28 protein-coding genes are annotated in these 22721 nt (G+C 64.3%); 16 read left to right on the top strand and 12 right to left on the bottom strand.

Annotation, left to right across the window (positions count from 1 at the left end; genetic code table 11):
• Window positions 1-25: 25 nt before the first annotated feature.
• The 5 genes from ACTUWL_RS00460 (at window position 26) to kynU (ending at window position 5162) form a co-directional block, all read left to right on the top strand.
• Window positions 26-766, top strand: a complete 741-nt coding sequence (locus ACTUWL_RS00460) for a pyridoxamine 5'-phosphate oxidase family protein (protein WP_021079693.1) — start codon at window positions 26-28, stop codon at window positions 764-766.
• Window positions 767-822: 56 nt separating this feature from the next.
• Window positions 823-2100, top strand: coding sequence for an ArgE/DapE family deacylase (locus ACTUWL_RS00455; protein WP_021079692.1), 1278 nt, complete (start codon window positions 823-825; stop codon window positions 2098-2100).
• A 160-nt stretch (window positions 2101-2260) separates the two neighbouring features.
• Window positions 2261-3070, top strand: a complete 810-nt coding sequence (locus ACTUWL_RS00450; protein ID WP_021079691.1) for an alpha/beta hydrolase — start codon at window positions 2261-2263, stop codon at window positions 3068-3070.
• A gap of 27 nt (window positions 3071-3097) precedes the next feature.
• Window positions 3098-3937, top strand: coding sequence for a tryptophan 2,3-dioxygenase (gene kynA, locus ACTUWL_RS00445; RefSeq protein ID WP_021079690.1), 840 nt, complete (start codon window positions 3098-3100; stop codon window positions 3935-3937).
• 10 nt (window positions 3938-3947) lie between these two features.
• Window positions 3948-5162 (top strand): kynureninase, encoded by a 1215-nt coding sequence (kynU, locus tag ACTUWL_RS00440; RefSeq protein WP_021079689.1) that lies wholly within the window; start codon window positions 3948-3950, stop codon window positions 5160-5162.
• Between the two features lie 45 nt (window positions 5163-5207).
• Here kynU and ACTUWL_RS00435 read toward each other — a convergent pair whose 3' ends face one another.
• On the bottom strand, window positions 5208-5996 hold the full coding sequence (locus ACTUWL_RS00435) for a cobalamin-binding protein (RefSeq protein ID WP_021079688.1): 789 nt from the start codon (window positions 5994-5996) through the stop codon (window positions 5208-5210).
• 138 nt (window positions 5997-6134) lie between these two features.
• Here ACTUWL_RS00435 and ACTUWL_RS00430 point away from each other — a divergent pair, with 138 nt between their 5' ends.
• The gene (locus ACTUWL_RS00430) at window positions 6135-6533 is read left to right on the top strand and encodes a PaaI family thioesterase (protein WP_021079687.1); all 399 of its coding nucleotides are present in this window, start codon (window positions 6135-6137) and stop codon (window positions 6531-6533) included.
• A gap of 140 nt (window positions 6534-6673) precedes the next feature.
• Complete coding sequence (locus ACTUWL_RS00425) at window positions 6674-7297, top strand: GNAT family N-acetyltransferase (protein WP_021079686.1); 624 nt, start codon at window positions 6674-6676, stop codon at window positions 7295-7297.
• 82 nt (window positions 7298-7379) lie between these two features.
• On the opposite strand, the gene ACTUWL_RS00420 is transcribed toward ACTUWL_RS00425, so the two are convergent.
• From ACTUWL_RS00420 to ACTUWL_RS00410, 3 genes are all read right to left on the bottom strand, one after another.
• Complete coding sequence (locus ACTUWL_RS00420; protein ID WP_021079685.1) at window positions 7380-7688, bottom strand: hypothetical protein; 309 nt, start codon at window positions 7686-7688, stop codon at window positions 7380-7382.
• Window positions 7689-7777: 89 nt separating this feature from the next.
• Entirely contained in the window at window positions 7778-8077 is a 300-nt protein-coding gene (locus ACTUWL_RS00415; protein WP_021079684.1) for a putative quinol monooxygenase, read from the bottom strand.
• Between the two features lie 20 nt (window positions 8078-8097).
• Entirely contained in the window at window positions 8098-8781 is a 684-nt protein-coding gene (locus ACTUWL_RS00410; protein WP_021079683.1) for a DUF2161 domain-containing phosphodiesterase, read from the bottom strand.
• Between the two features lie 140 nt (window positions 8782-8921).
• Here ACTUWL_RS00410 and ACTUWL_RS00405 point away from each other — a divergent pair, with 140 nt between their 5' ends.
• Window positions 8922-9266 (top strand): GrlR family regulatory protein, encoded by a 345-nt coding sequence (locus tag ACTUWL_RS00405; RefSeq protein WP_021079682.1) that lies wholly within the window; start codon window positions 8922-8924, stop codon window positions 9264-9266.
• On the opposite strand, the gene fabG is transcribed toward ACTUWL_RS00405, so the two are convergent.
• Window positions 9263-9943 carry a 3-oxoacyl-ACP reductase FabG gene (fabG, locus tag ACTUWL_RS00400; RefSeq protein ID WP_021079681.1) on the bottom strand — a complete coding sequence of 227 codons (681 nt, stop codon included), beginning with the start codon at window positions 9941-9943 and terminating at the stop codon, window positions 9263-9265. The genes ACTUWL_RS00405 and fabG overlap by 4 nt on opposite strands.
• A 123-nt stretch (window positions 9944-10066) precedes the next feature.
• Here fabG and ACTUWL_RS00395 point away from each other — a divergent pair, with 123 nt between their 5' ends.
• Together ACTUWL_RS00395 and ACTUWL_RS00390 are read left to right on the top strand one after the other, a co-directional pair.
• A complete protein-coding gene (locus ACTUWL_RS00395; protein WP_021079680.1) occupies window positions 10067-10786 on the top strand; it encodes an SGNH/GDSL hydrolase family protein in 720 nt (239 codons plus the stop codon).
• Window positions 10787-10910: 124 nt separating this feature from the next.
• Window positions 10911-11117: a hypothetical protein gene (locus ACTUWL_RS00390; protein ID WP_021079679.1), complete on the top strand. Its 207-nt coding sequence runs from the start codon at window positions 10911-10913 to the stop codon at window positions 11115-11117.
• A 27-nt stretch (window positions 11118-11144) separates the two neighbouring features.
• Here the strand turns inward: ACTUWL_RS00390 and ACTUWL_RS00385 are convergent, their stop codons facing one another.
• A complete protein-coding gene (locus ACTUWL_RS00385; protein ID WP_021079678.1) occupies window positions 11145-11888 on the bottom strand; it encodes a tyrosine-protein phosphatase in 744 nt (247 codons plus the stop codon).
• 93 nt (window positions 11889-11981) lie between these two features.
• Between ACTUWL_RS00385 and ACTUWL_RS00380 the strand changes: the two genes are divergently transcribed.
• The gene (locus ACTUWL_RS00380) at window positions 11982-12293 is read left to right on the top strand and encodes an MliC family protein (protein ID WP_021079677.1); all 312 of its coding nucleotides are present in this window, start codon (window positions 11982-11984) and stop codon (window positions 12291-12293) included.
• Window positions 12294-12380: 87 nt separating this feature from the next.
• On the opposite strand, the gene ACTUWL_RS00375 is transcribed toward ACTUWL_RS00380, so the two are convergent.
• Window positions 12381-12581, bottom strand: a complete 201-nt coding sequence (locus tag ACTUWL_RS00375; protein WP_021079676.1) for a DUF2735 domain-containing protein — start codon at window positions 12579-12581, stop codon at window positions 12381-12383.
• Between the two features lie 539 nt (window positions 12582-13120).
• Here ACTUWL_RS00375 and ACTUWL_RS00370 point away from each other — a divergent pair.
• The 5 genes from ACTUWL_RS00370 to ACTUWL_RS00350 all read left to right on the top strand — a co-directional run bounded on the left by ACTUWL_RS00370 (window position 13121) and on the right by ACTUWL_RS00350 (window position 16810).
• Complete coding sequence (locus ACTUWL_RS00370) at window positions 13121-14155, top strand: glutamine synthetase beta-grasp domain-containing protein (protein ID WP_021079675.1); 1035 nt, start codon at window positions 13121-13123, stop codon at window positions 14153-14155.
• A 194-nt stretch (window positions 14156-14349) separates the two neighbouring features.
• Window positions 14350-15054: a GrlR family regulatory protein gene (locus ACTUWL_RS00365; protein WP_021079674.1), complete on the top strand. Its 705-nt coding sequence runs from the start codon at window positions 14350-14352 to the stop codon at window positions 15052-15054.
• Between the two features lie 5 nt (window positions 15055-15059).
• A complete protein-coding gene (locus tag ACTUWL_RS00360; RefSeq protein WP_021079673.1) occupies window positions 15060-15746 on the top strand; it encodes a substrate-binding domain-containing protein in 687 nt (228 codons plus the stop codon).
• 32 nt (window positions 15747-15778) lie between these two features.
• Entirely contained in the window at window positions 15779-16597 is an 819-nt protein-coding gene (locus tag ACTUWL_RS00355) for a tetratricopeptide repeat protein (protein WP_021079672.1), read from the top strand.
• Window positions 16598-16660: 63 nt separating this feature from the next.
• Window positions 16661-16810 (top strand): hypothetical protein, encoded by a 150-nt coding sequence (locus tag ACTUWL_RS00350; RefSeq protein WP_021079671.1) that lies wholly within the window; start codon window positions 16661-16663, stop codon window positions 16808-16810.
• 12 nt (window positions 16811-16822) lie between these two features.
• On the opposite strand, the gene ACTUWL_RS00345 is transcribed toward ACTUWL_RS00350, so the two are convergent.
• From ACTUWL_RS00345 to ACTUWL_RS00325, 5 genes are all read right to left on the bottom strand, one after another.
• On the bottom strand, window positions 16823-17440 hold the full coding sequence (locus ACTUWL_RS00345; RefSeq protein ID WP_021079670.1) for a hypothetical protein: 618 nt from the start codon (window positions 17438-17440) through the stop codon (window positions 16823-16825).
• A gap of 7 nt (window positions 17441-17447) precedes the next feature.
• Entirely contained in the window at window positions 17448-17972 is a 525-nt protein-coding gene (locus ACTUWL_RS00340; protein WP_021079669.1) for a (2Fe-2S)-binding protein, read from the bottom strand.
• Window positions 17969-20743, bottom strand: coding sequence for a xanthine dehydrogenase family protein molybdopterin-binding subunit (locus ACTUWL_RS00335; RefSeq protein WP_035651860.1), 2775 nt, complete (start codon window positions 20741-20743; stop codon window positions 17969-17971). The genes ACTUWL_RS00340 and ACTUWL_RS00335 overlap by 4 nt, the downstream gene beginning before the upstream one ends.
• Window positions 20744-20864: 121 nt before the next feature.
• Window positions 20865-21956, bottom strand: coding sequence for a hypothetical protein (locus tag ACTUWL_RS00330; protein ID WP_021079667.1), 1092 nt, complete (start codon window positions 21954-21956; stop codon window positions 20865-20867).
• Window positions 21957-22236: 280 nt separating this feature from the next.
• Window positions 22237-22680 (bottom strand): DMT family transporter, encoded by a 444-nt coding sequence (locus ACTUWL_RS00325; RefSeq protein ID WP_021079666.1) that lies wholly within the window; start codon window positions 22678-22680, stop codon window positions 22237-22239.
• Between the last annotated feature and the right edge of the window lie 41 nt (window positions 22681-22721).

Here is a 22721-nt window from a genome sequence, read left to right as displayed (position 1 = left end):
ATTCCAGATTTCAATGAGGCGAGCCGTGACCGAAGGCGCATCCACTCCGTCCTATCCCAAGTCGTCCTACCCAACGTCGTCCCGCAACCGGGTCAAGCGTCGCCATGACCGCGGCTTCTACGATCATGCCACCGTGCACAGGATCCTGGACGCTTCGATGCTGTGCCACGTCTCCTACGTGATCGACGGCCAGCCCTATTGCACGCCGACCTTCTTCTGGCGCGAGGGCACCAAACTCTATTGGCACGGCTCGAGCGCGAGCCGCATGCTGGAGAACCAGTCCGAGGGCCAGCGCGTGTGCCTGACGGTTGCCCATCTCGACAGCCTGGTGCTGGCGCGCTGCGGTTTCAATCACTCGGCCGACTATCGCGCGGTGATGGCGTTCGGGTCGGCCTATCTCGTCACCGATCCCGAGGAGAAGGAGCGGGCGGTCGTCGCGATGGTCGATCGCTTCTTTCCCGACCGCACCGCGGGCCTGCGCGCCAGCAACAAGCAAGAGATCAAGGCGACCTCGTTCATCGCGATGGAGATCGAGGAGGCCTCGGCCAAGGTACGCGCCAAGGGCGTCGCCGACGACGACGAGGATTACGAACTGCCGATCTATGCCGAGCGGATTCCGGTGCGCACCGTGCTCGGTGCGCCCGAGCCGTGTCCGCGGCTGCTCGACGGCGTGACGCGGCCGAAGACGCTCGATGGCTATTCCGAAGGCCGTCTGCTCGAAGATGCATTGCGGGATGCCTATTTTGCGCAATACCCGGCCGGGTGAAAGCAGGTTACGCTGCGGCTCCCACCTTGTCTGATGTCCCCCCATGGAGCTGCCGCATGACTGCCGAGACGCAACAACGAATCCTTGCCGCCGTTGACGAGGGATTCGATGCGCAGCTTGCGACGACGCAGGCCTTCGTCGCGATCCCCTCGACCCGCGGCGCCGAGGGGCCGTGCCAGGACATGATCGGCGATTTGCTGCGCGAGCGCGGCTACGAGGTCGACGACTGGCACATCAATCTCGACGATCTCAGAGATCTGCGCGGATTCGGCCCGATCGAGCATGATTTCTCGAAGGCGCGCACGGTGGTCGGCACCTACCGCCCCGCGACCAATGCCGGCAAATCGCTGATCCTGCAGGGGCACTGCGACGTTGTGCCGACCGGTCCATTGGAGATGTGGGAGACGCCGCCGTTCTCGCCCGTCATCAAGGACGGCAGGATGTACGGCCGCGGTGCCTGCGACATGAAGTCCGGCACCATCGCCGCGCTCTATGCGCTGGATGCGATCAAGAAGGCCGGATTGAAGCCGACCGCGCGGATTCATTTCCAGTCCGTGATCGAGGAGGAGAGCACCGGCGTCGGCGCGCTCTCGACCTTGCAGCGCGGCTATCGCGCCGATGCCTGCTTCATCCCGGAGCCGACCAACGGCAAGATGATCCGCTCGCAGGTCGGCGTGATCTGGTTCCGCCTGAAGGTGCGTGGCTTCCCGGTGCATGTGTTCGAGGCCGGTGCCGGATCGAACGCGATCATGGCGGCGTATCACCTGGTGCACGCGCTGGAGAAGCTCGAGATCGCCTGGAACGAGCGCGCCAAGGCCGACAAGCATTTCAAGGACGTCAATCATCCGATCAACTTCAACCCCGGCATCATCAAGGGCGGCGACTGGGCCTCCAGCGTGCCGGCCTGGTGCGACGTCGACTGCCGCATTGCGGTGCTGCCGGGCTGGTCGATCACCGAGTGCCAGAAGGAGATTCTGGCCTGCGTGTCGGCGGCGGCGCGCGACCACCGCTTCCTTTCCAACAATCCGCCGCAGGTCGAATGGTCGGGCTTCCTGTCGGAGGGCTACGAGCTGGTGAATTCCGAGGCGCCGGAAGCCGCATTCGCCAGGGCGCACCAGGCGGTCTATGGCGGGGCGGTGGAGGATCGCGCCTTCACCGCGCTGACCGACACACGGTTCTACGGCCTGAACTACGACATCCCGAGCCTCTGCTTCGGCGCCAGCGGCGCGGCGATGCACGGGTTCAACGAGTATGTCGAGCTGGACTCGCTGCGGCAAGCGACCAAGGCCATGGCGCTGTTCATCACGGAGTGGTGCGGGGTGGAGAAGGCGTAGCCTTTCTGCATTGCGGGCCCGCCGCGCTATCGCTCCGTTTGCCGGGGAGGGATCGGGCGCGGGTCAACCAGATGCTTTAGGTTTAAAATAAAGGCTGGGCGAACAGCCGCGCCGGTGGCAAAATGGCGCCTGATCGACGGCGAGTCTCCGAGGAGCCACGATGCGCGATTGGGATGATGCCTACGCCAATTCGGCCCACGTGCCGGGGTCGGATGCGCTGCCGGCGCGGTGGGCGGAGCGGGCTGCGGCCTATCGTGCCGGACTTAAATCATTCAAGGCGGATATTGCCTATGGATCGGGAGAGCGGCAGCGTCTCGACCTGATCCTGCCGGACGGCGACAGCAAAGGTCTCGTCGTCTTCGTGCATGGCGGTTACTGGATGCGCTTCGACAAATCGTCATGGACCGACCTCGCCGAGGGTGCGCGAAGCCACGGCTGGACGGTGGCGCTGCCGAGCTACACGCTGGCACCGGCCGCGCGCATCTCGGACATCACGGCCGAGATCGCGGGCGCGATCGCTTCGGCTGCTGCCCAAGTCTCCGGGCCTATTCGATTGGTCGGTCATTCCGCAGGCGGCCATCTCGTTACGCGCATGCTGTGCGACGATAGCCGTCTCGAACCTGAGGTCTACGACAGGATCGTGGCGACGCTGTCGATCAGCGGTCTGCACGACCTGCGACCGCTCCTGAAGACGGCAATGAACGGGACGCTGCGGATGAACATGGGCGAGGCGGCGCTCGAAAGCGCCGCTTTGCATCTGCCACGAGGCAAGTCGCCGCTGACCACCTGGGTCGGCAGAAGCGAGCGACCCGAGTTCATCCGTCAGGCTGAGCTGATGGCTAACATCTGGACCGGATTCGACGTGCCCACGCATCTCGTCGTCGACCCCGGGCATAACCATTTTACTGTTGTCGATGGGCTGAAGGATCCATCCTCTGCCATCACGAGGTGCCTTCTGGGCCTTGCTTGAGGCGGAGATCGATCGAGAGGATGTGTCATGAGCAGCAACGACTACGATCCCGCGGTCGAGGGCGCCGAGACCGATTTCGCCCGGAAAATGTCGTATAGCGACTATCTGCAACTCGATGCGCTGCTCGGCGCCCAGCACCCGATTTCCGACGCGCATGACGAGATGCTCTTCATCATCCAGCATCAAACCTCCGAATTGTGGATGCGGCTCGCCATCCACGAGCTCCGGGCCGCCCGCCACGCCATCGCCCGCGAAGAAGTGTCACCGGCGATGAAGATGCTCGCGCGTGTCTCCCGCATCTTCGAGCAGTTGAACAATGCCTGGGACGTGCTGCGGACCATGACGCCCAGCGAATATACCCATTTCCGCTCGCGGCTGGGACAATCCTCGGGCCTCCAGTCGTATCAATACCGGCTGATCGAGTATCTGCTCGGCAATCGCAACGGCGCGATGTTGAAGCCGCATGCGCATGACTCCGAGGTGACGGCTTTGCTCAAGACCGAGCTTGCGACGCCGAGTCTTTATGACGAGGTGCTCCGGCTTGCCGACCGCAAGGGGCTCACCATGCCCGCGACCGTCCTGTCACGCGACGTCCACGAGACCCATCACTTCGACCAGGGCGTGATGCAAGCCTGGCGCCGCGTCTACGAAGCTCCGGAGGCCAATTGGACGCTCTACGAGCTCGCCGAGAAACTGGTCGACTTCGAGGATTATTTTCGCCGCTGGCGCTTCAATCACGTGACGACGGTGGAGCGTGTCATCGGCTTCAAGCGCGGCACCGGCGGTACTGGCGGGGTCAGCTATCTCAAGCGGATGCTCGAGGTCGAGCTGTTTCCCGAACTGTGGCGTGTCCGCACCGTCCTCTAGGCGAATTGTCATGATCGAAGCGAAATCGCAGCTGCGCGTCTACGACGACACCAAGGCGATGTTCCATCTGCCTGCTGACGTCATCTATCTTGACGGCAACTCGCTTGGTGCGCTGCCACTGGGCGTTGCCGAACGCGTTGCGCATGTCATCACGGCCGAGTGGGGCGATGAGCTCATTCGCGCCTGGAACAGTGCCGGCTGGTATGTGCAGCCGCGCCGCGTGGGCGACCGCATCGCTCGCCTGATCGGCGCCGCGTCCGGTACGGTGATGATTGGCGACACGCTGTCGCTCAAGGTCTATCAGGCGCTTGCGGCCGCACTCGAGATGAACCGGGAGCGCAAGGTCGTTCTGTCCGACACGGGTAATTTCCCGACCGATCTCTATATGGCGGAAGGCCTGATCGCCACGCTCGGGCGCGGCCATCAATTGCGGCTGGTGGCCCCGGAGGAGGTCGAGCCATCGCTGTCGGACGAGGTTGCGGTGCTCTATTTGACTGAGGTCGACTACCGCACCGGCCGTCGCCACGATATGCGGACCCTGACGGCGAAGGCGCATGCGCTCGGCATCGTCACGGTCTGGGATCTGGCCCATTCGGCCGGCGCGCTGCCGGTCGACCTCGCCGGCGTCGGCGCCGATTTCGCAGCCGGCTGCACCTACAAATATCTCAACGCTGGACCCGGCGCGCCGGCCTTCCTTTACGTCGCGCCGAAGCATGCCGATCAAGCGCGCGCCGCGTTGTCGGGCTGGATGGGGCACGCAAAGCCGTTCGCCTTCGATCTTGGTTATCAACCTGCTGATGGCGTCGAGCGCATGCGTGTCGGCACACCGCCGGTGCTGGCGATGGCCGCGCTGGAGGCATCGCTCGACATCTGGGATCGTGTCGATATGGGCGAAGTCCGCGCTCGCTCGCTCGCGCTAGGCGACCTGTTGATAGCTGAGATCGCGCGACGCTGTCCGTCGCTGAGGCTGGTAACGCCGCCGGCGCATGCGCAGCGTGGGTCGCAGGTTTCCTTCGCCTTCGCCGGCGGATATGCCGCCATGCAGGCGCTGATTGCCCGCGGCGTGATCGGTGACTTCCGGGCGCCTGATATCATGCGGTTCGGGATCACACCGCTCTATATCGGCGAAGCGGAGGTGCTGAAGGCCGCCGAGATCATTGAGGAAGTGATCAATGGCGAGGTGTGGCGCCGGCAAGAATATCAGGTCGTGAATGCGGTGACGTGAGCAACGAGCGCTATCCCAAAGCCTTATACTGATTGAGGCGAGTAATCATGGGTGCCGCGACCACAACGCATTGACGATCGCATCGAGCCCATCGGTCAGCGCGGCGGGGCCGGGCTGCAAAATGATCGGCGACTTGATCTCGACGATGCGATCGTTGCGGACGGCCGGAATGTCGCTCCAGCCGCCACGGGCCCTGATGCGGTCGACCACGACCTTCTTGCCGCACCAGGATGCCAGGATCACGTCGGGCATCGCTGCGCGCACGGCATCTGCCGAGACGATGCGATCCCTGGCGGCCTTGTGCGCACGCAGGTGCGGCAGAGCGTCCTCGCCGCCGGCGATCTCGATCAGTTCGGACACCCAGCCGATGCCGCTGATCAGCGGCTCGTCCCATTCCTCGAAATAGACTTTTGGCCGCGGCGTCGGACGTGGCGTTGCCGCAATCTTGGCCAGCCGTTGTTCGAGGCCTTGCGCGAGCCGCTCGCCGCGATCGGCCGCGCCTACCATCGCACCGAGGCTGCGGATCATTGCGAGGATGCCGGCGACGTCGCGCTGATTGAAGACATGAACGGCGACACCGGCGCGCACGAGATCGGCGACGATGTCGGCCTGCAGGTCGGAGAAGGCGAGCACCAGATCGGGGTCGAGCGCCAGGATCTTCGGTATGTCGGCGGAGATGAATGCCGACACCCGCGGCTTCTCGCGGCGGACCTGCGGCGGGCGCACCGCGTAGCCTGAGACCCCGACGATGCGGTCCTGCTCGCCGAGCAAATACAGCGTTTCGACCGTCTCTTCGGTCAAGCAGACGATCCGGCGGGGAGGGAAGTCGCGCATCGACGACGGTATGCAGGCTTGGCGGCCCGTTGTCACCGACGGCATAACGTCATGGTCGCCATTACCTCGGACGTCATTGCCGCGCCCGGCCGGTCCATCCATCATGCCGGTACGAAGGCTACAAAGCAGGGAGTGCCCATGACGCCGCTCGAAAAGATCCAGTCGATGAAGATGCCGTTCGCGGAACTGAAGGGCGTCATCTTCACCGAGGCCAGCCAGGATCGCGTGGTCGCGCGGATGGTGGTGCGGCCAGACCTCTGTACCCTGCGGAACACGATCCACGGCGGCGCAGTGATGGCCTTTGCCGACTCGGTCGGCGCGGCCGCCACCGTGATCAACCTGCCTGAGGACGCCAAAGGCACCACGACGCTGGAGAGCAAGACCAACTTCATCGGCGGCGCCAAGGAGGGGAGCACTGTGATCGCCACGGCGACGCCGGTTCACCGGGGCCGCCGGACCCAGGTCTGGCAGACCAGGCTGGAAACCGAGGATGGGAAACTGGTTGCGGTCGTTACCCAGACGCAGCTGGTATTATGATGTGGCAATGATGTGATTTTCTGATCACATCACTGTTTATTTAAATGAATCTAGACACTTGAATTATATGGTGCGGCGCACAATATAGGACGGGTTAGGGAGTCGACGCCTCCTCGAGGGCTACCAAGAGGAGTTATGAAGTGAACCACGATTCCATCAGTTCGACATCTGCCCGAGGCACCGTGCGGACGTTGAGCCAGCAGGAGGAGCTTCCTCTGCTGCGCGATCATCTGCTGAGACTGGATCGAACCAGCCGTCATGATCGTTTTCATGGCTTCATCGACGACAGTTTCATCCGCCGCTATGCCGAGCGCTGCGCCAACGACGGCACGGTCATCATCGCCTATTTCGAGGATGGCGTGGTTCGCGGTGCGGCCGAGCTGCATCCGCCGGAGCAGTCGCCCGACGCGCAGCCCGAGATCGCCTTCAGCGTCGAGCGGTCGGTGCGGCGCAAGGGCGTCGGCAGCACGCTGTTCCGCAAGCTGATCGCCGAGGCGCATGCCAAGGGCTACACAAGCCTGCGCATCACCACCGGCGCGCAGAACGACGCGATGCGCGCGCTTGCCACCAAGTTCGGTGCGCAGCTGACGTTCCGCCACGGCGAGTCGACCGGCAGCATCGACCTGACCGAGCAACACCAACCCGTGCCTGCGCCGACGATCGCCCCGGTGACAGCTGTCGCGGCCGCGTGCGCGCTCGTCGACATGAACCGGGCCTATTGGCGAATGGTGATGCAGATGTCCGGCTGGGGCCGGGCCGCCTGAGCTCAAAAACTCAGATCAAATACAAAAAGGGCAATCCGCTCAGCGGATTGCCCTTTTTCTTTGAACCAACGGATGTTGCTTTTCAGGTGCCGGTGCGTTTGTCGATCGCGAAGCGGCGGACCACGCGGCGCTCGACCACGACGGAGCGCTGGGCGCCCTGTTCGCCGGCGATCACGCGGGTTGCGGTGCCGGTGCGGGCGCTGACACGCGCGGTCTTCTTCACCTCGGCCAGCACCTCGTCATAGGGCAGGCCCATCAGGGACGATGCGATCTCGGCCTGGGCCTCCACGTCGTCGGTGATACCGATGGCGGCGAAGATTGCCTCTTCCAGCGTCGGCGGATCGTGCCGCACGCGCCTAGTGCCGTATTTGGTGTTCCAGTCTCCGCTCATCGCCGCCTCATCCTTGAATCGCGGAAGATACGTAAGGTGCCCAATGTTGCATTGCAATATGAATGTAGGATGGCAATACAGCCATGCAGCTAGAGTCTCTCAATCTTGTGAGCGTCATAAAGTTCGATGGTGGTCGTCGCAGCTGCCAGAGATTGCAGGGAGCGGACGAAATCGCGCGATGCGGGGACCGCGAAATGCGCCGCCAGCGCGGCGCGGTCGGCCCATTGCTCGAAAAACACCAGCCTGAGCGGATTCTCGCAGTCGACATGGACTGCGTGCGAGATGCAGCCGGGTTCGGTGCGTGAGCGATGCACATGCTCGAGGCTCAAACGCTTCACCTCGTCGAACGAGTCGGGGCGGGCGGTGACGCTGCCGGTGACGACAATCATGATCTCCCCCAGTTGGTTAGTTACGGGGCAGCTTCTGCCCCTGACGTACCATTCGGCTGCTGCGGCCAGCGCTTCAGCGCGGCGCGGCCGGCATCGGTCAGCACATAGATGCCGCGCTCGGCGCGATCGAACCAGCCGTAGACATTATGCTGCAGGATCTTGCCGGCGTCAGGGCATTCGGCCCGCAGGTCCTTGACGCGCCGCGGTCCATCCGACATCGCGGAGGCGCAGGCCAGCGCCTGCTGCCGATACGCGGTCATGATCGGCGCACGCGTCGATCCGCCCATTGCAGGATCGCCCTTGCGCTTGCGATGCTCGGTGATCAGGCGCGAGCGCTTCTTCGGATTGCGCCGTGGTGTCGCGGTCGGCGGCGGCACCAGCACCTCGACGTCGCCGCGGTCGGTGACGCCGAGCATGCCGAAGCCGAGCCGCCGGCACAGATTGCGATACCGCGCGTCGCTCTCGCGGCCCTTGCCGCGGGCCGAAACCTTGGCCGCGATCCATATCTCGTCGGCAGCACCGGCGCGATCGACCGCCTGCAGGATCAGTTCCAGATTGAAGGCGAGCTTGAGCTCTCCAACCACGACAACGGGCGGATCATCGCCGCTCAGCGCCACGAGGTCACAGCCGCCGATCTCGCCCTTCACCGTGAAGCCGAGCTTTTCGAGGAAGCGTTTGATGGGCGGATAAAGCGTGGTTTCCAACAGGCAGGCTCCTGCGGCATCCGGCCGCGACTCGGTGCCGCAGCATAGCGCGGAATTGCGCCCATTGCGGCGGATCGAATTTGCCCAGAGCGCGGCCGAGCGGCTATTGTCGGGCCGGGGACAATGGCGCGACCATTCGCATGATCCGGAACGGGCTCTATCACATCACCGTCGAATTTCTCGACGGCGTCTCTGGCGGCAACCAGGGCGTCATGGTGCTGCGCGACGGCCAGATGCGCGGCGGCGACTCGTTCTTCTTCGCCTATGGCAGCTACACCGCGGCCGACGGCAAGTGGAAGGGCGAGGTCACCAACGAGGAACATTCGCCGACCTATGGCGAGCGTCCGATCTGGGAACGCAAGGTGGTGACCATCGGGTTTACCGGCTCCTACACCGATGAGACCGCGGAGGGCGAAGGCATAGCGCTCGCCGGCAAGCAGAGCATCCGCTTCAGGTCGAAGCTGCGGCTCTTGGTTGCGGACTAGACCCGCCCGTTGACCGGCAGCAGCGCGCCGGTGACGGCACTCGCGGCGTCGCTGGCGAGGAACAGGATCACCTCGGCGAGTTCCTTCGGCGTCACCCATTTGGAGATATCGGCCTTCGGCATCGCGGCGCGATTGGCGGCAGTATCGATGATCGACGGCAGCACGGCGTTGACCGTGACCTTGCCCTTGAGCTCGGCGGCGAGCGACTCGGTGAGGCGGTGCACGCCGGCCTTCGAGGCGGCGTAGGGACCCATGCCGGAGGCGGCCTGCAAGGCGCCGAGCGCGCCGATATTGATGATGCGTCCGGCGCCGGATTTGATGAGGTGCGGGATCGCCGCGCGCGAGGTGTTGAATGCCGTCATCACGTTCATCGCATACATGCGTTGCCAGGTCGCGGGATCGCCGTCGCTCACCGCCTCGAAGGTGAAGCCGCCGGCGATGTTGATCAGTCCGTCGAGCCGGCCGAAATGCGCGGCCGCCTTGTCGATCGCAGCGGTCGCATGCACGGTGTCGGTGAGATCGACGCCACCGAGCTCGATACGATCGGCGGTTGCCGCAAGCTGCGAGGCGGCGTGATCGATGCCGGCGACGCGCGCCCCGCGCGCGAGGGCTTCTTCGGCGACCACTTTGCCAAGCGCGCCAAGGGCGCCGGTGATGACGATGGCTTTTCCGTTCATGGCGGTCTCCGTATCAGCAACAGGTTCCTGTCCACTATGATCAGGCGGATTTCATTTGCAATGCAGGGCCATTTTGCGGCGAGATATGCAACGTGAGATGGCGCCAACGAGCGAGTATTTCAAATGGTTGATAGTTTGATGTTTGCCGATCTGCCTGCCGATGTCATCGGTTTCAAATACAAATTGCCTTGCCTAGCTAGGGCAATCGCCGGCGGCGGTCCGATCAAGATCGTCGCTATGGGATCGTCGTCGACCGCCGGTAGAGCGGATGTCCTGCCGTATCCCTATTGGCTCGAGATGTATTTGCGGAACGATCCGGCGACCCACGGCAATGCGCGGATCGATGTTATCAATCGCGGCCGAGGCGGCGAGGAGGCCGACAAGGAGTTCGATCGCTTTCAGGAGGACATTTTCGAGCTCGAGCCGACGTTGGTGATCTGGCAGGTTGGAACCAACGCGGTCTTTCACCGACAGGACTACAACATCGAAGCCGTTGCCCAGAAGATCGAAGCGGGACTCGATCTGTTGCGTGCCAAGTCGACCAAGATGGACGTCATGCTGATTGATCCGCAATATGTCACGGCCATGCTGAAGGATGACAAGGCGGAGCTCTCGGAATGCATGGTGAAGCTGATTTCGAAAAAGGCAGAACTCAAGGGTGTCAGCGTTTTTCACCGCTGGGCGCTGATGCGGCATTGGCACGTGCATAACAATATCTCGTTCGAGCGCATGATCGATCCGACCGATCCGGACCAACTGCACCAGAGCGACGCAAGCACGCAGCGGCTCGCCCGCGGGCTGTGCGACACGATCCTGAAGGCGACCCAGAGCGCCGAAACCTGACGTGCGGGCTTCACTACGTAAGACTACGGGGAGGACAGGTTCGATAAAATTTGCGGCAGTTCTGTAAGTCGTTTGCAGAACCCTTTCCGTACAAGCGGAACCTCAGCCAAGGTAGGGGTTTGCAATGGGATATCTTCCGGATCACGGTTTACCGCTCGTTCAGCTTAAGGAGCAGCGGCGTGACCTCGTCGTGGCGCTGCAGAATCGTACCGGACCGGTGAGCAGCTGGGAATTGATGCAGATCGCGGCGATCCAGCAGGCCATCTCGGCCTTCGAGGACGTGATCGCCGATCTCGATGCGGAGCTCGAGCTTGAGGCCGCGGCGGCCTGAGCCAAGTCTACTGATCGAGCGACCTGATCAGGTCTGCAGATAGCGGCCTTCAAGCGCCTTCCGCTCGGCCGGGCCGAGCCCGAGGCCATCGCGGAAATAGCCGTCGAGGCTGCCATAGTCGGCATCGATCGCCTCGAACGAAGCCTCCAGAAACGCCTCGCGCACGGTGCCGAGCACCTGCTTGACGTCGTCGGGCAGCTCGGTGCTGTGAGCCGGATCGCGCTTGTAGAACCGGTTGGTCAGGAGATAGTCGTCCGCGATCACCTGCTCGGACACGCCGAGCGCGTGCAGGATCAGCGCGCAGGCAAAGCCGGTGCGATCCTTGCCCGCCGTGCAGTGGATCACCAGCGGCGCGCGGTCTTCGAGCAGATGGGTAAACAGCGTGCGATAGCGCGGTGTGTTGTCCTGCACATAGCCGCGATAGGAATCCCGCATCACGTCGATCGCGTCGGCTTCGGACAGCTCGCGGTTGCCAGCGATCTTACGCAGCGCGGCCACTACCGTCGGCTCGACGGGCAGGGAATGCACGGTGACGTCATTCATGCCGCACAGCGCCTCGGCGCGCTCGGCGACGCCGCGGAAATCGAATGCGCTTCTGACCCCGAGGCCACGCACCACGGCGACGTCCTGCTCGGTGAGATGCGCCAGATGATTGGAGCGGAAGATCTGCCGCCAGCGCACTGTCCGGCCGTCACGCGTCTGGTAGCCGCCGAGGTCACGAAAATTGCTGGCGCCGGCGAGATTGAGGTGACGGGCAGGAGCTTCTGACATCGGGCGGGCCTGTTGATAAGATCTTGATCCAGGACGTCTTGGCGCACGAGTATCGGCGCGGAAGGTCTATAACCGGCCTCTCGGGGGGAGAATATGACTTATCGCGGGGATGCCGTTGTCATCGGCGCAATTCTTACAACGGTCTTTGGTTCCTCGGCAGCGCCGGCGCAGTCCGACTTCCGGAATTATCGTTGTGCCGACGGCACGCAGTTCATTACAGCGTTCTTCGATGGTGACACGCGTGCGCATCTGCAAGTCGACGGCAAGGCGGTGACGCTGACGAAGCGGCTGTCGCTGACCGGCACGCGTTACAAGGGCGGTGGCGTCACGCTCGAGATCGGCCGGGCCGGATTGACCAGGCTGCGGCATGCGAAGCGGCCGGTGACGGCCTGCGAGCAGGCATGAAAAAAGGGCCGAAACGCTGCGTTCCGACCCTCTCTTACTGCTCTGTCGTCTGACGTTTGTGTATCACGCCTCTCTGCCTGATCGACATCAGTGATCGCGGCTCGGCTTGGCGTCGTCGATGGCGGCCTGGTGGTACCAGCTCTCGCTGCATGCCGAGGTCTCGACCTCAGCGGCAAGATCGCGCGCCATCCGCACTTCGCCGTAGCGGCGTCCGCCGAGAGCCGCGCGGCCCCCTGCTGGGAATTGATAGATCGTTGCCGATCCCTGATTTTGGCCCGTGGTGATCATGTCAAAGTCTCCTTTGGCCGGTGCGAGCCTCCATGGTGCGCCCGACCCATTCGCGTGTGGTTACCGTGCTTTCAACATCGGTCCGGGCTCGGCAGGGTGCAAGTGACCAAGAAATAGTCAGGTTTTGTCCAATTCGTGTGCAAATCCCGGTTTGCTTCCTGCGAGGCAGGATGCAGCTGACCAACGCTTGGGCCGAGCCGATGGTTGCCGGGCACCGGGCGGTTGGACACGAACTGTCACACGGCGCTGCCGCCGCATTAATCGGCGGATGATGCCGTAGCCGAATTTGCTGCAGAAACGGGCGGCTGAGGGGACAGAGAGAAGATTTTGGCTGACCGTGGCGCATGTTTGCCGCGCTACTTTGTCGCAGCAAAAAATGCGATGCCCGCTGTGGACATCCGCAGGCTGGGCGGTGCCGCAGTGCAGCGACTGGCATTTTAATTGCTTAGTAAGAGCCGGCCGATGGTGGCCGGGTACGCGTGCGGCGGCCGACTGGCTTTCGGTTCCTCACGGATTTGCATCATCAACAGAGAGGTTCAATGACCAAGTACAAGCTCGAGTATATCTGGCTCGACGGATATACGCCGACGCCGAGCCTGCGCGGCAAGACGCAGATCAAGGAATTCGCGTCGTTCCCGACCCTCGAACAGCTTCCGCTGTGGGGCTTTGACGGTTCGTCCACCCAGCAGGCTGAAGGCCACAGCTCTGACTGCGTGCTGAAGCCGGTTGCCTGCTATCCCGACGCCGCGCGCGAGAACGGCGTGCTGGTGATGTGCGAAGTCATGATGCCGGACGGCAGGACGCCGCATGTCTCGAACAAGCGCGCCACCGTTCTGGATGACGAAGGCGCCTGGTTCGGCTTCGAGCAGGAGTACTTCTTCTACAAGGACGGCCGTCCGCTCGGCTTCCCGGAAGAGGGTTATCCGGCGCCGCAGGGCCCGTACTACACCGGCGTCGGCTACAAGAACGTCGGCAGCGTCGCCCGCAAGATCGTCGAAGAGCATCTCAATCTCTGCCTCGCCGCCGGCATCAACCACGAAGGCATCAACGCCGAAGTGGCGAAGGGCCAGTGGGAATTCCAGATCTTCGGCAAGGGCTCCAAGACCGCCGCTGACCAGATGTGGATGGCCCGCTATTTGATGCTGCGCCTCACTGAGAGCTACGGCATCGACATCGAATTCCACTGCAAGCCGCTCGGCGACACCGATTGGAACGGCTCGGGCATGCACGCCAACTTCTCGACCAAGTACATGCGCGAAGTCGGCGGCAAGGAGTACTTCGAGAGCCTGATGAAGGCCTTCGACAAGAACCTGATGGACCACATTGCCGTCTACGGCCCGGACAACGACAAGCGTCTGACCGGCAAGCACGAGACCGCTCCGTGGAACAAGTTCAGCTACGGCGTGGCTGACCGTGGTGCGTCGATCCGCGTGCCGCATTCCTTCGTCAACAACGGCTACAAGGGCTATCTGGAAGACCGCCGTCCGAACTCCCAGGGCGACCCCTACCAGATCGCTTCGCAGATCCTGAAGACGATCTCCGAGGTTCCGACCGGCGCCAAGGCCGCCGCTTAATGGCCGCAACCTAGCGCTATCGGACCCGGATGGAGCCATCCGGTACCCCAATGGGGTCCGCCAGGGCAACAGCCTTGGCGGACCCTTGCATTTTAACGACTGTCTTTGTGGGCGGCCTTCGGCCGAAAGCGGTTTCGCTGCGTTATGAACCAAGCTAGATAACGATTGCATGTTGGCTGCCGGGGACACGGCGCTTGTTTGAAGGGTTTTACAAGGTCCGGTTCGAGCTGGGCGGCGCCGTCGGCCGCAGCGTGATGTATGTCGGTGGCGGCAAGATGCTCGGCGGCAACTCGGCCTTCGCCCATATCGGCACCTACGAAAAGCACGGTGAGGATGTCGCGGTCGAGATCCAGACCGTCCGCCACAACCCCGATCCGAACTACCGCGCGATGGCCGGCACCGATGACGCGACGCTCATTGCTAAGGGTGCGCCCGATGGCGAGCTCTATCGTTTCAAGGGCGAGCTGAAGGAATTGCCCGGCGTGCCGTTCCAGTCGGTGATGACGCCGATCACCGAGGACGAAGTCCCGATCGCAGGCGGGGTCGGCGAGGGTGGTATCGTCAATGGTCTCTACTCGATCCGCATCCACGTGCTCGACGGCGTCGATGGCGGCCTGACCGGCGTGATGCTGCTGAACGACGGCCGTATCCTCGGCGGCGATGCGTTCTTCTACTATCTCGGCACCTATACCTCCGAGAAGGGCCGCTGGAAGGGCCAGATCCTCAACCAGGAGCACACCTCGGCGATGGGCGAGAACCCGGTCTTCGGCGGCCATGAGGTCGGCATCGGCTTCGCCGGCACCTGCGATGCGGAAAGCGCCGTGCTCGAAGCGACTGCGCTGGCCGGCAAGCGCAGTCTTCGCCTGACCGCCGCGCTCAAGCTGATGCGGCGGGCGTAAGCGAAATGGACAACACGGTTCGTGTGCTCTCGACGCTGGCGCTGAAGGGCGCGCTGGTGCGCCTTGCCGCGGCGTATCAGGCGGCGAGCGGGGTGCGGATCGATGCGGATTTCGCGCCGACGTTGGCTCTGCTCGAACGCCTGGCTGGCGGCGAGGTGGCCGATCTCGTGATCCTGACCCGCGAAGGCCTCGACGCGATGATCGGTGAGGGGCGCATTGCGCGAGCAAGCGCGATCGACCTGGCGCGCTCCTATGTCGGCGTCGCGGTGAAGGCTGGAGCTCCGCATCCCGACATCGCGACCGAAGCCGCGCTTCGTACGGCGCTGCTCGGCGCGCGCGCGGTGGCCTATTCGCGGCTCGGTGCCAGCGGCATCCTGTTCGCGCAGCTGATCGCGCGTCTCGGCATCGCCGGGGCGATCAATGCGCGCGCGGTAATCATTCCGATGGGCTTCACCGCGGAGAAGCTCGTCAGCGGCGAAGCCGAGCTTGCGATCCAGCAGATCAGCGAGTTGAAGCAGGTCGATGGCGTCGAGGTCGTCGGGCCAATTCCGCTGGATTTGCAGACCCCGGCAGTGTTCTCGGCAGGCCGCATGGCCGCCACGCGGTGCGCGGAGGCCGCCGAGCATCTGCTACACTATCTGTCGGCACCCGAGGTCGCGCCGGTGCTGCGCGAGACCGGGCTCGAGCCTTGAATTTGCCTGCACCGCGACGCAACCTGATGTCCATGTTCAGACCCCTCCAAACCATTTTCGTTGTTGCAGCGCTGGCAGCGCCGGCATTTGTCCATGCGCAGTCGGCCGACCTTGTGCTGTGCGACCGGCTCGCCGCCGATCCCACCGATCCCGACAAGCCGGCCGACGTGAAAGGCGTGCCTGACGTCGCGCCGGCCGATATTGCGACCGCGATCAGGTACTGCGCGGTGGCGGCAAAGTCCTCGCGCCGCGCGATGTATGAACTCGGCCGCGCCTATGCCGCCAACAAGCAGACGCTGGAGGCAGCAAGCGCCTGGCGCAAGGCCGCCGACAAGGGCTCGACGTCGGCGATGGTCGAGCTCGGTGTGCTCTACGGCAACGGCACCGGCGTCGCCAAGGACGAGGCGCAGGCGCGCAAACTGTTCGAGCGCGCGGCGCAGGCCGGCAACGCGCGCGGTGTCAGCAATCTCGCGGCGCTCGGCGGCAGCACGGCATCCGACCCGGCACGTGCGCGCGAACTGCTCGCGAAATCCGCCGAGACCAATGCCGAGGCGCAATACCAGCTCGGCCTGATGCTGGCGGAGGGCAAGGGCGGCGCGCAGGACGATGCCGGCGCGCGGGCATTGTTCGAGAAGGCCGCCGCGCAGAACCATCCGGGCGCACTGGAACGGATGGGTGCCTTCGCGCAGGCCGGCCGCGGCGGGCCGAAGGACAGCGATGCCGCCAAGGCCTATTACGAGCGCGCCGCCGCGCTCGGCGATGAGGAAGCCAAGAAGGCACTGGAGCGGGCACGCTGTCCCTACGTGATCAAGGACAAGCGCGGCAATGCCGTGACCAATCTTTGCTTCTGATCAATCAGGAACGCTCGTTCTCGCGTATCGTTGGCCCGTGACAGGCATTGGCGAGGCGACGTCATGATCCGCAAGCTGACTTCCGGCGAGTACCGGCTGTATTCCCGCAAGGTCAATCCGAAGACCGGCAAGCGCCGCAATCTCGGCACCTTCAAGTCACGCGCCGCGGCACAGAAGCACGAGCGTGACGTGCAGTACTTCAAGCGCCACTAGCCGGTGGCGTTGTCATGGCGCCGGGCAGGCCGCACCGGTCTTCACCCAGGCCTCGACCAGCGCGCCGGCCTGCGCCTGCGTGCCGGGCGCCGGCGAGCGGCCGAAGCCGGGATGCCAGGCCCAACCCACCAGCGTGTCCTTGCCGATATGCTCGATCAGGTCCTCGACCTTGCGGCCGCCGTTGCGTGCGGGGTCGCGGAGCTGCGCGCAGATCTCACCGACGGTCTTGCCGGCCCATGCCATCTCGCGCGGCGCGAGGTGCCATTCCGGGTGACCCGGTACGCGGCCGGGATCGAAATTGGCGTGCTGATGGCAGATCGAGCAGCGCATTGCGCTGGTGCCGTGACCATCGGCGCCGCGCGTGACCGGCGGCTGGTGGATGCGGCTGATGTCGCCCTGCCGCGGGCTGTCACCGGCAGGATGGCAATTTGTGCAGCGCGGATGGGTCAGGACCTTGCGGAGCTCGGTGAAGATCGCAGCGGAGCGCTGCTCGACATTCTCGATCCCGGCAAAGCCTTCCGGCGAGGCGAGGGCGTGGCTTGCGCTCTCCGACGCTGCGTAGCCGGCGCACAGGCTGGTCGCGAGAGCCGTCAGCACCGCAATGATCCGAAACCGCGTTTCCGATGTCATCGCGGGCTCACTTGTTGGCGGTCAGATAGCGGTTGGAATCGGCGAGGATCACGTCGCGCACCGCCTGGTGATATTTGATGTAGCCGGTGCAGCGGCACAGATGGCCGTCGAGCGCATCCGCGATGACGGTCTCAAGTTGGTCCCGCGCTACCGGCGTCTTCGCAAGCCGCTCGAGCAGCACCTGGCCCTCGTTGAGGAAACCCGCCGTGCAGTAACCGCACTGGAACGCGAAGTGGTCGATGAACGCGCGCTGCAATGCGGAGAGCTCGCCGTCCTTGGCATGGCCTTCGACCGTGCGGATCGCCTTGCCGTCGAAATTCGCCGCCGGCACCACGCAAGTCGGCGTGGTGTAGCTGGTGCCGTCAGGGTTATCGATGATGACGGCGCAGCTCAGGCACTGCGCGGCGCCACAGCCGAATTTGGTGCCGGTCAACCCGAGCATCTCGCGCAGGAAATCGTTCATCGAGAGGTCGTCGCGGATCTCGATCGGACCATGCTTCTGGCCGTTGATGGTGAGGCTGAGCGTCGTCACGCAAGCGCTCCCTTGAGCAGGCTCGAGGTCACCGGCAACGAGCGGAAGCGGTGGCCGGTGGCATCGTTGATGGCGTTGAGCAGCGCCGGCACGATTGGGATCATCACCACTTCGGCCATGCCCTTGGGCGGTTCGTCCGGCGTCAGCTGCGGCAGCATCTCGATCTCGAGGTCGTGCAGCGGCAGGTCGGAGCCGCGCGCAATCAGGTACTGGCCGAGATTCCACTGCCCGTTGCCGGGACCGCCTTCGAATGGTGGCAGGGTTTCCAGCAGCGCGTAGCCGACGCCCATGGCGAAGCCGCCATGGGACTGGCCGAGCACCACTTCAGGCACCAGCGCCTGGCCGCATTCGAACACGCTGTAGGCCTTGGCGATACGCAGGATACCGGTCGCGCGCTCGATCTCGACGCGGACCAGCGTGCCGCACATCGAGGTGTAGGCGGTGCCGATCCGGTTGTTGTCGGTCGGTGGAAACTTGACGCTGACGCGATCGATCCTTTCGAACTTGCCGCTACCGCGGCGGATCGCCAGCGCATCGATCTCGGCACGAACCTGCTCGCCGAACAGCGGGAAGCGCGCGCGCGACCAGGCCCAGCGCGAAAAGCTGTGCGCGATTGCGCCGGTGACGAAGCCGCGCGCATGCGCGGTCGCGGCAAGCTTGGACAAGGGCAGCGGCGCGAGATCGTCGAGCACGAGCTGGCCGTCCTGCCAGCGTGCTCTGTCCCATTGCCGGGCGCGCGGATCGGCCTTGGCGATGTGCCAGAGCTCGAGCGCCGCCGGCCACAGGCCGAAGCGGAAGATGACGCGCGCCGCCTCGGCCGCCGAATGCGTGCCGACATGGGCACCGATCGATGCGCTGGTCGCCGAGCTGATCGCAGGCACCCAGCACGGGTTCTTCTCGGCGAGATCCTGGGTCTTCTGATCCATCGTGTAGGGATCGCCCGAGGTGACGAGCCCGAGCGCGTCGTAGCTGTCGACCCGGGAGACCGCGACCTCGTCGGCCACAGTGCCGAGATGGCCCGCGACCCGGTTGGCGAGCGCGGTGCCGATGCCGTTGCCCATCTCAACGTGATCGCAGTGGATCGCGATCCGTCCCTCCTGATCGATCTCGACGCGGCCGAGCGAGCAATCCGCGCCGGCTCCGTAATCCTTGGTGACGCAAGCGAGGCCGGTGCCGACCAGCCGCCCCTCCGGCGCCTTCTGCTTGAAGTCAGCGCGCTGCTGCCAGACCGGATGCTTCTCGAGCTTGTCGAGGATCTCAGGCGTGCGCACCGAGACGATGTAGGGATTGCCGGTCATGGTCCGGCCGTTCTGCTTCAGCGCGTTGTTGCGGCGGAACGCGATCGGATCGACCTTGAGCTCGCTCGCCGCCTCGTCGATCAGCACTTCCAGCGCGGTCATGGTCTGCAGCGTGCCGTAGCCGCGCATCGAACCGGCGGTGACGCCGCGCGAATGCACCGCCACAGTGGTGACGTCGACCTTCGGGATGTCGTAGATGCCGATCGCCGCGGTCGCAGCGACGGTGGCGACATTGGCGGAGAAGTTGGCAAGCCCGCCGCCGTCGAGCACATGATCGGCGGCGAATGCCGTGATCTTGCCGCTCTTGCGATCGATCCCGATCCGCGAGCGCATCTTGATCGGGTGGCGTTTGATGCCGCCCTGGAACTGCTGGTAGCGGTCGTGCGCCAGCCGCACCGGCCGTCCCGGGAAGAACATTGCCGCCAGCGCCACGTAGAGCACGAACGGGGTGTGGTCGCGGCCGCCGAAGCCGCCGCCGACATGGGCGAACTGGGCGTTGATGTGCGCGGGCCGTAACGGCGCACGGGCCTTGCCGAGCATGAAGGCGATCGACTCGGTCGCCTCATAGGGCGACTGCACGCCGAGCACCAGTTCGAGTTGGCCGTTGTTGTCGCTGTACCAGGCGAGCCCGCTCTCCGGTTCGAGGAACATCGGATCGACCGACTGGGTCTCGAACTCGCGGTCGAGCACGAGTTGCGAGGGATCATCCTTGGCAAGCTGGGCGCGGATCTGCTCGCCATGGGTCGCAGCCTTGGCGTAGTCGGCCTTGGTCTCCTTGGCGAGCGGCAGCCAGACCGGCAGCGCCGCGTTCTGGATCCGGCTCGGCGACACCCAACCCGCCTGGATCGGCGAATAGACGTCGGGCGCATCTGATGTCGCGCCGGCGACGCGCGTGAAGCGATACGCGCCGTAATCCGGCAGGATCACCGGCCCGGTCTCGTCGCCGAACTTGACGAAGCCGACGTCGCGCAGCGCGAGCCGCGCGCGATCGTAGGCGTCGAACTGCTCGAAGATCAACAACGCGACCGGTTGTCCGAGGTAGAGCGGGGTCTTACCGACGGGACAGAACAGGTCGCCGGTGTAGAACTCCGGCACCCGCGTGCCGATCCGGTCGAGGTCGGCCGCCGTCACGATCATCGAGGGTTTCGCCGGACCGTCGAGGCGGGCGAGGTCCATGCCGGCATAGACATGCGTTGCGTCATTGGCGCGGACCAGGATGGCGTGCGAGGTCGTCGCAGGCCAGCCCGGCAGGTCGGCGGCACGAAAGTCGGAAGCGTAAAGCTTTGCGCCGGTGACCTTGGCCACACCGTCGACGCGGCCGGCGCCTTTCGCCGCTGGATTGAAATGGCCGCGCCCCGGAAGCGTCTCGCGGCTCCCGAATGCCGGCTCCTTCGCCAGCGCCAGATGCGACAGGCTGACCGAGATGCCGCCTGCCGACAACCACTTCACGAATTCGCGTCGCGAGGGCCGCATGGTCCGATCTTTCATCGACACCTCGACGGCGTATCGCGCCGGGGTTTAACAATATTTGAAATACACGTGAAAGTATTGCGGCAAAGCGAGTGCAACGGCAATGCCGGAATAGGTCGTAGCTTCACTTGAGGTCGGCGATCGTTGCCGGTCCAGGGCCCGGCGTGATCAGGGTCGGCCATTGTTTGGAACCGAACGGCACCAGCGGCGGCAGGAAGGCCGTCATGCCGCGCTTCCTGGTCTCGGCGATGATCGCCTCGCGCGCGTCGCCGCCCATCAACTCATAGTCCATCAAGTGATAGCTGCCGAAGAACAGCGCGCCCACCGAGCGGTCGGCGATGATCCGGGTCAGCGATTCCAGCATGTCCGAGGGCGTCGTGGTGAAGGAGATGGTCTCGATCAGCATCAGGCGGCTGTTGATGGCGTCAGGCCCGAAGAACTGCGCCAGCACGCTGAAGATCACATTGTTCTGCCGCGCCACATAGATCGTGTTGCTGGCGGCATAGGTCTTGTCCCAGTCGGCGCCGAGCTGGGTTTTCCAGTCGGCCATCACGGTCATCCAGTGCGCGACCTGGGTCTGCGCCGCCCAGGCGACGTTCCTGGCGAGCAGCGGCGCTTGCTTCTTGCCGAAGGCCTCGAGCTTCACGAAGGGGATGGCGCCGGCGGCGAGGCATTCGTCCATGAAGGCGATGTTGTTGGTGAGGATAGCGCGGTTGTTGTCCCGCCAGTCCGCCTGCATCGGCGTCGCATCGAGCCCGTCGAGCGCCGACTGCATCCGGCTGCGATAGGCCAGCATCGACCCGCGCCACGATTTGTCGTCAGGATTGTCGACATAGGGGCCGACCACCTCGGCCAGCGCCATCGTGCTGTGGCCGACCGACTTGAGCAGCTGATAGACGACCGGCACCTGCGGCGCCTCGGTCGGCGGCTTGCCCGGCCGGTACAGGATCAGGCGGCCGCCGGCGCCGGAGAACAGGCCGAGGATCACCGGGTGCTTGTAGAGGATGTTCTTCTGGAAGATCCGCGCCGCATCGCCATAGAGCTCGAACATGCCGGTGTTGAGCGCGAGCACGTCCTTGGTCGCGACATCGGCCGGCGTTGACGTCGTTTTGCCCGAGATCGGCGCCATGTAGTCGGGCATCGACTGTGCCGGCGCAGCGCCACCGCTGCCGAGCAGCAGCGCCAGCGCAGCGGCCAAGCGAAAGCGATTGATCATGTGATGCACCTCGAGGCCTCGGGCCAACGTCGCGGCCGCGCGAACATTAGCGGAATGCGCAAATGCTTGGACGCAATGAACTGGAGAGTGGTGAACAGGGGGTGTAGATCCCGCGCAACGCAGCACAACGCGAGCGGGTGCCTACAGCTAAGTGACGAATCGGCGGGTGTCCACACTTCGATATGACGCGGGTGGTTGCGTCATCACGTCACGCGATGCCGGATTCAGCGAAGCTTTCTCATTCAGGGAATCATTCGCGTCGACGGGCTCGTCGATCGCCTCAATCCTTGATCAGAAGCACGCCGCCGATGATCAGGGCGATGCCGGCCAGCCGTGAAATCGATACCGGATGCTGCGCCAGACCGAACACGCCGAAATGGTCCATCGCGATGCCTGCGATCATCTGGCCCGCGACCACCAGCGCCAGCAACGTTGCGGCACCGAGCGAGGGCAGCAGCAGGATCATCAACAGGATGAACACGCCGCCGAGGATGCCGCCGCTCCAGGCCCACCAGGGCACGGCCGTCACCAGTTTCCATGATGGCACCGGCTCCCGCGTCGCGACCAGCACGACCGCCATGGTCAGGAGCCCGCCGAGATAGCTGATCAGCCCGGCCCAGGCGGGGGAGTTGAGGGCGGACCGCAAATTGCCGTTCAGGACCTGCTGCGTGGCCACGCTGATGCCGGCGCCGAGTGCGAGGAGATAGAGAAACCAGACTTGCATGTGATGCCCCAGACCCGATCACCGAAGGATGTCATGTCATA

Source organism: Bradyrhizobium sp. WCU1, from assembly GCF_053474805.1.
This window is presented reverse-complemented; position numbering and strand designations above follow the sequence as displayed.

What these genes read in the sequence shown, in the direction of transcription:
- ACTUWL_RS00455 (WP_021079692.1), top strand. Translation starts at nt 823, where the DNA reads ATGACTGCCGAGACGCAACAACGAATCCTTGCCGCCGTTGACGAGGGA.
- ACTUWL_RS00450 (WP_021079691.1), top strand. Translation starts at nt 2,261, where the DNA reads ATGCGCGATTGGGATGATGCCTACGCCAATTCGGCCCACGTGCCGGGG.
- ACTUWL_RS00360 (WP_021079673.1), top strand. Translation starts at nt 15,060, where the DNA reads ATGGACAACACGGTTCGTGTGCTCTCGACGCTGGCGCTGAAGGGCGCG.
- ACTUWL_RS00375 (WP_021079676.1), bottom strand. Translation starts at nt 12,581, where the DNA reads ATGATCACCACGGGCCAAAATCAGGGATCGGCAACGATCTATCAATTC.
- ACTUWL_RS00395 (WP_021079680.1), top strand. Translation starts at nt 10,067, where the DNA reads ATGGTTGATAGTTTGATGTTTGCCGATCTGCCTGCCGATGTCATCGGT.
- kynA (WP_021079690.1), top strand. Translation starts at nt 3,098, where the DNA reads ATGAGCAGCAACGACTACGATCCCGCGGTCGAGGGCGCCGAGACCGAT.
- ACTUWL_RS00380 (WP_021079677.1), top strand. Translation starts at nt 11,982, where the DNA reads ATGACTTATCGCGGGGATGCCGTTGTCATCGGCGCAATTCTTACAACG.
- ACTUWL_RS00355 (WP_021079672.1), top strand. Translation starts at nt 15,779, where the DNA reads ATGTTCAGACCCCTCCAAACCATTTTCGTTGTTGCAGCGCTGGCAGCG.
- ACTUWL_RS00420 (WP_021079685.1), bottom strand. Translation starts at nt 7,688, where the DNA reads ATGAGCGGAGACTGGAACACCAAATACGGCACTAGGCGCGTGCGGCAC.
- ACTUWL_RS00335 (WP_035651860.1), bottom strand. Translation starts at nt 20,743, where the DNA reads ATGCGGCCCTCGCGACGCGAATTCGTGAAGTGGTTGTCGGCAGGCGGC.
- ACTUWL_RS00430 (WP_021079687.1), top strand. Translation starts at nt 6,135, where the DNA reads ATGACGCCGCTCGAAAAGATCCAGTCGATGAAGATGCCGTTCGCGGAA.
- ACTUWL_RS00345 (WP_021079670.1), bottom strand. Translation starts at nt 17,440, where the DNA reads ATGACATCGGAAACGCGGTTTCGGATCATTGCGGTGCTGACGGCTCTC.
- ACTUWL_RS00325 (WP_021079666.1), bottom strand. Translation starts at nt 22,680, where the DNA reads ATGCAAGTCTGGTTTCTCTATCTCCTCGCACTCGGCGCCGGCATCAGC.
- ACTUWL_RS00435 (WP_021079688.1), bottom strand. Translation starts at nt 5,996, where the DNA reads ATGCGCGACTTCCCTCCCCGCCGGATCGTCTGCTTGACCGAAGAGACG.
- ACTUWL_RS00370 (WP_021079675.1), top strand. Translation starts at nt 13,121, where the DNA reads ATGACCAAGTACAAGCTCGAGTATATCTGGCTCGACGGATATACGCCG.
- ACTUWL_RS00350 (WP_021079671.1), top strand. Translation starts at nt 16,661, where the DNA reads ATGATCCGCAAGCTGACTTCCGGCGAGTACCGGCTGTATTCCCGCAAG.
- ACTUWL_RS00330 (WP_021079667.1), bottom strand. Translation starts at nt 21,956, where the DNA reads ATGATCAATCGCTTTCGCTTGGCCGCTGCGCTGGCGCTGCTGCTCGGC.
- kynU (WP_021079689.1), top strand. Translation starts at nt 3,948, where the DNA reads ATGATCGAAGCGAAATCGCAGCTGCGCGTCTACGACGACACCAAGGCG.
- fabG (WP_021079681.1), bottom strand. Translation starts at nt 9,943, where the DNA reads ATGAACGGAAAAGCCATCGTCATCACCGGCGCCCTTGGCGCGCTTGGC.
- ACTUWL_RS00390 (WP_021079679.1), top strand. Translation starts at nt 10,911, where the DNA reads ATGGGATATCTTCCGGATCACGGTTTACCGCTCGTTCAGCTTAAGGAG.
- ACTUWL_RS00405 (WP_021079682.1), top strand. Translation starts at nt 8,922, where the DNA reads ATGATCCGGAACGGGCTCTATCACATCACCGTCGAATTTCTCGACGGC.
- ACTUWL_RS00385 (WP_021079678.1), bottom strand. Translation starts at nt 11,888, where the DNA reads ATGTCAGAAGCTCCTGCCCGTCACCTCAATCTCGCCGGCGCCAGCAAT.
- ACTUWL_RS00415 (WP_021079684.1), bottom strand. Translation starts at nt 8,077, where the DNA reads ATGATTGTCGTCACCGGCAGCGTCACCGCCCGCCCCGACTCGTTCGAC.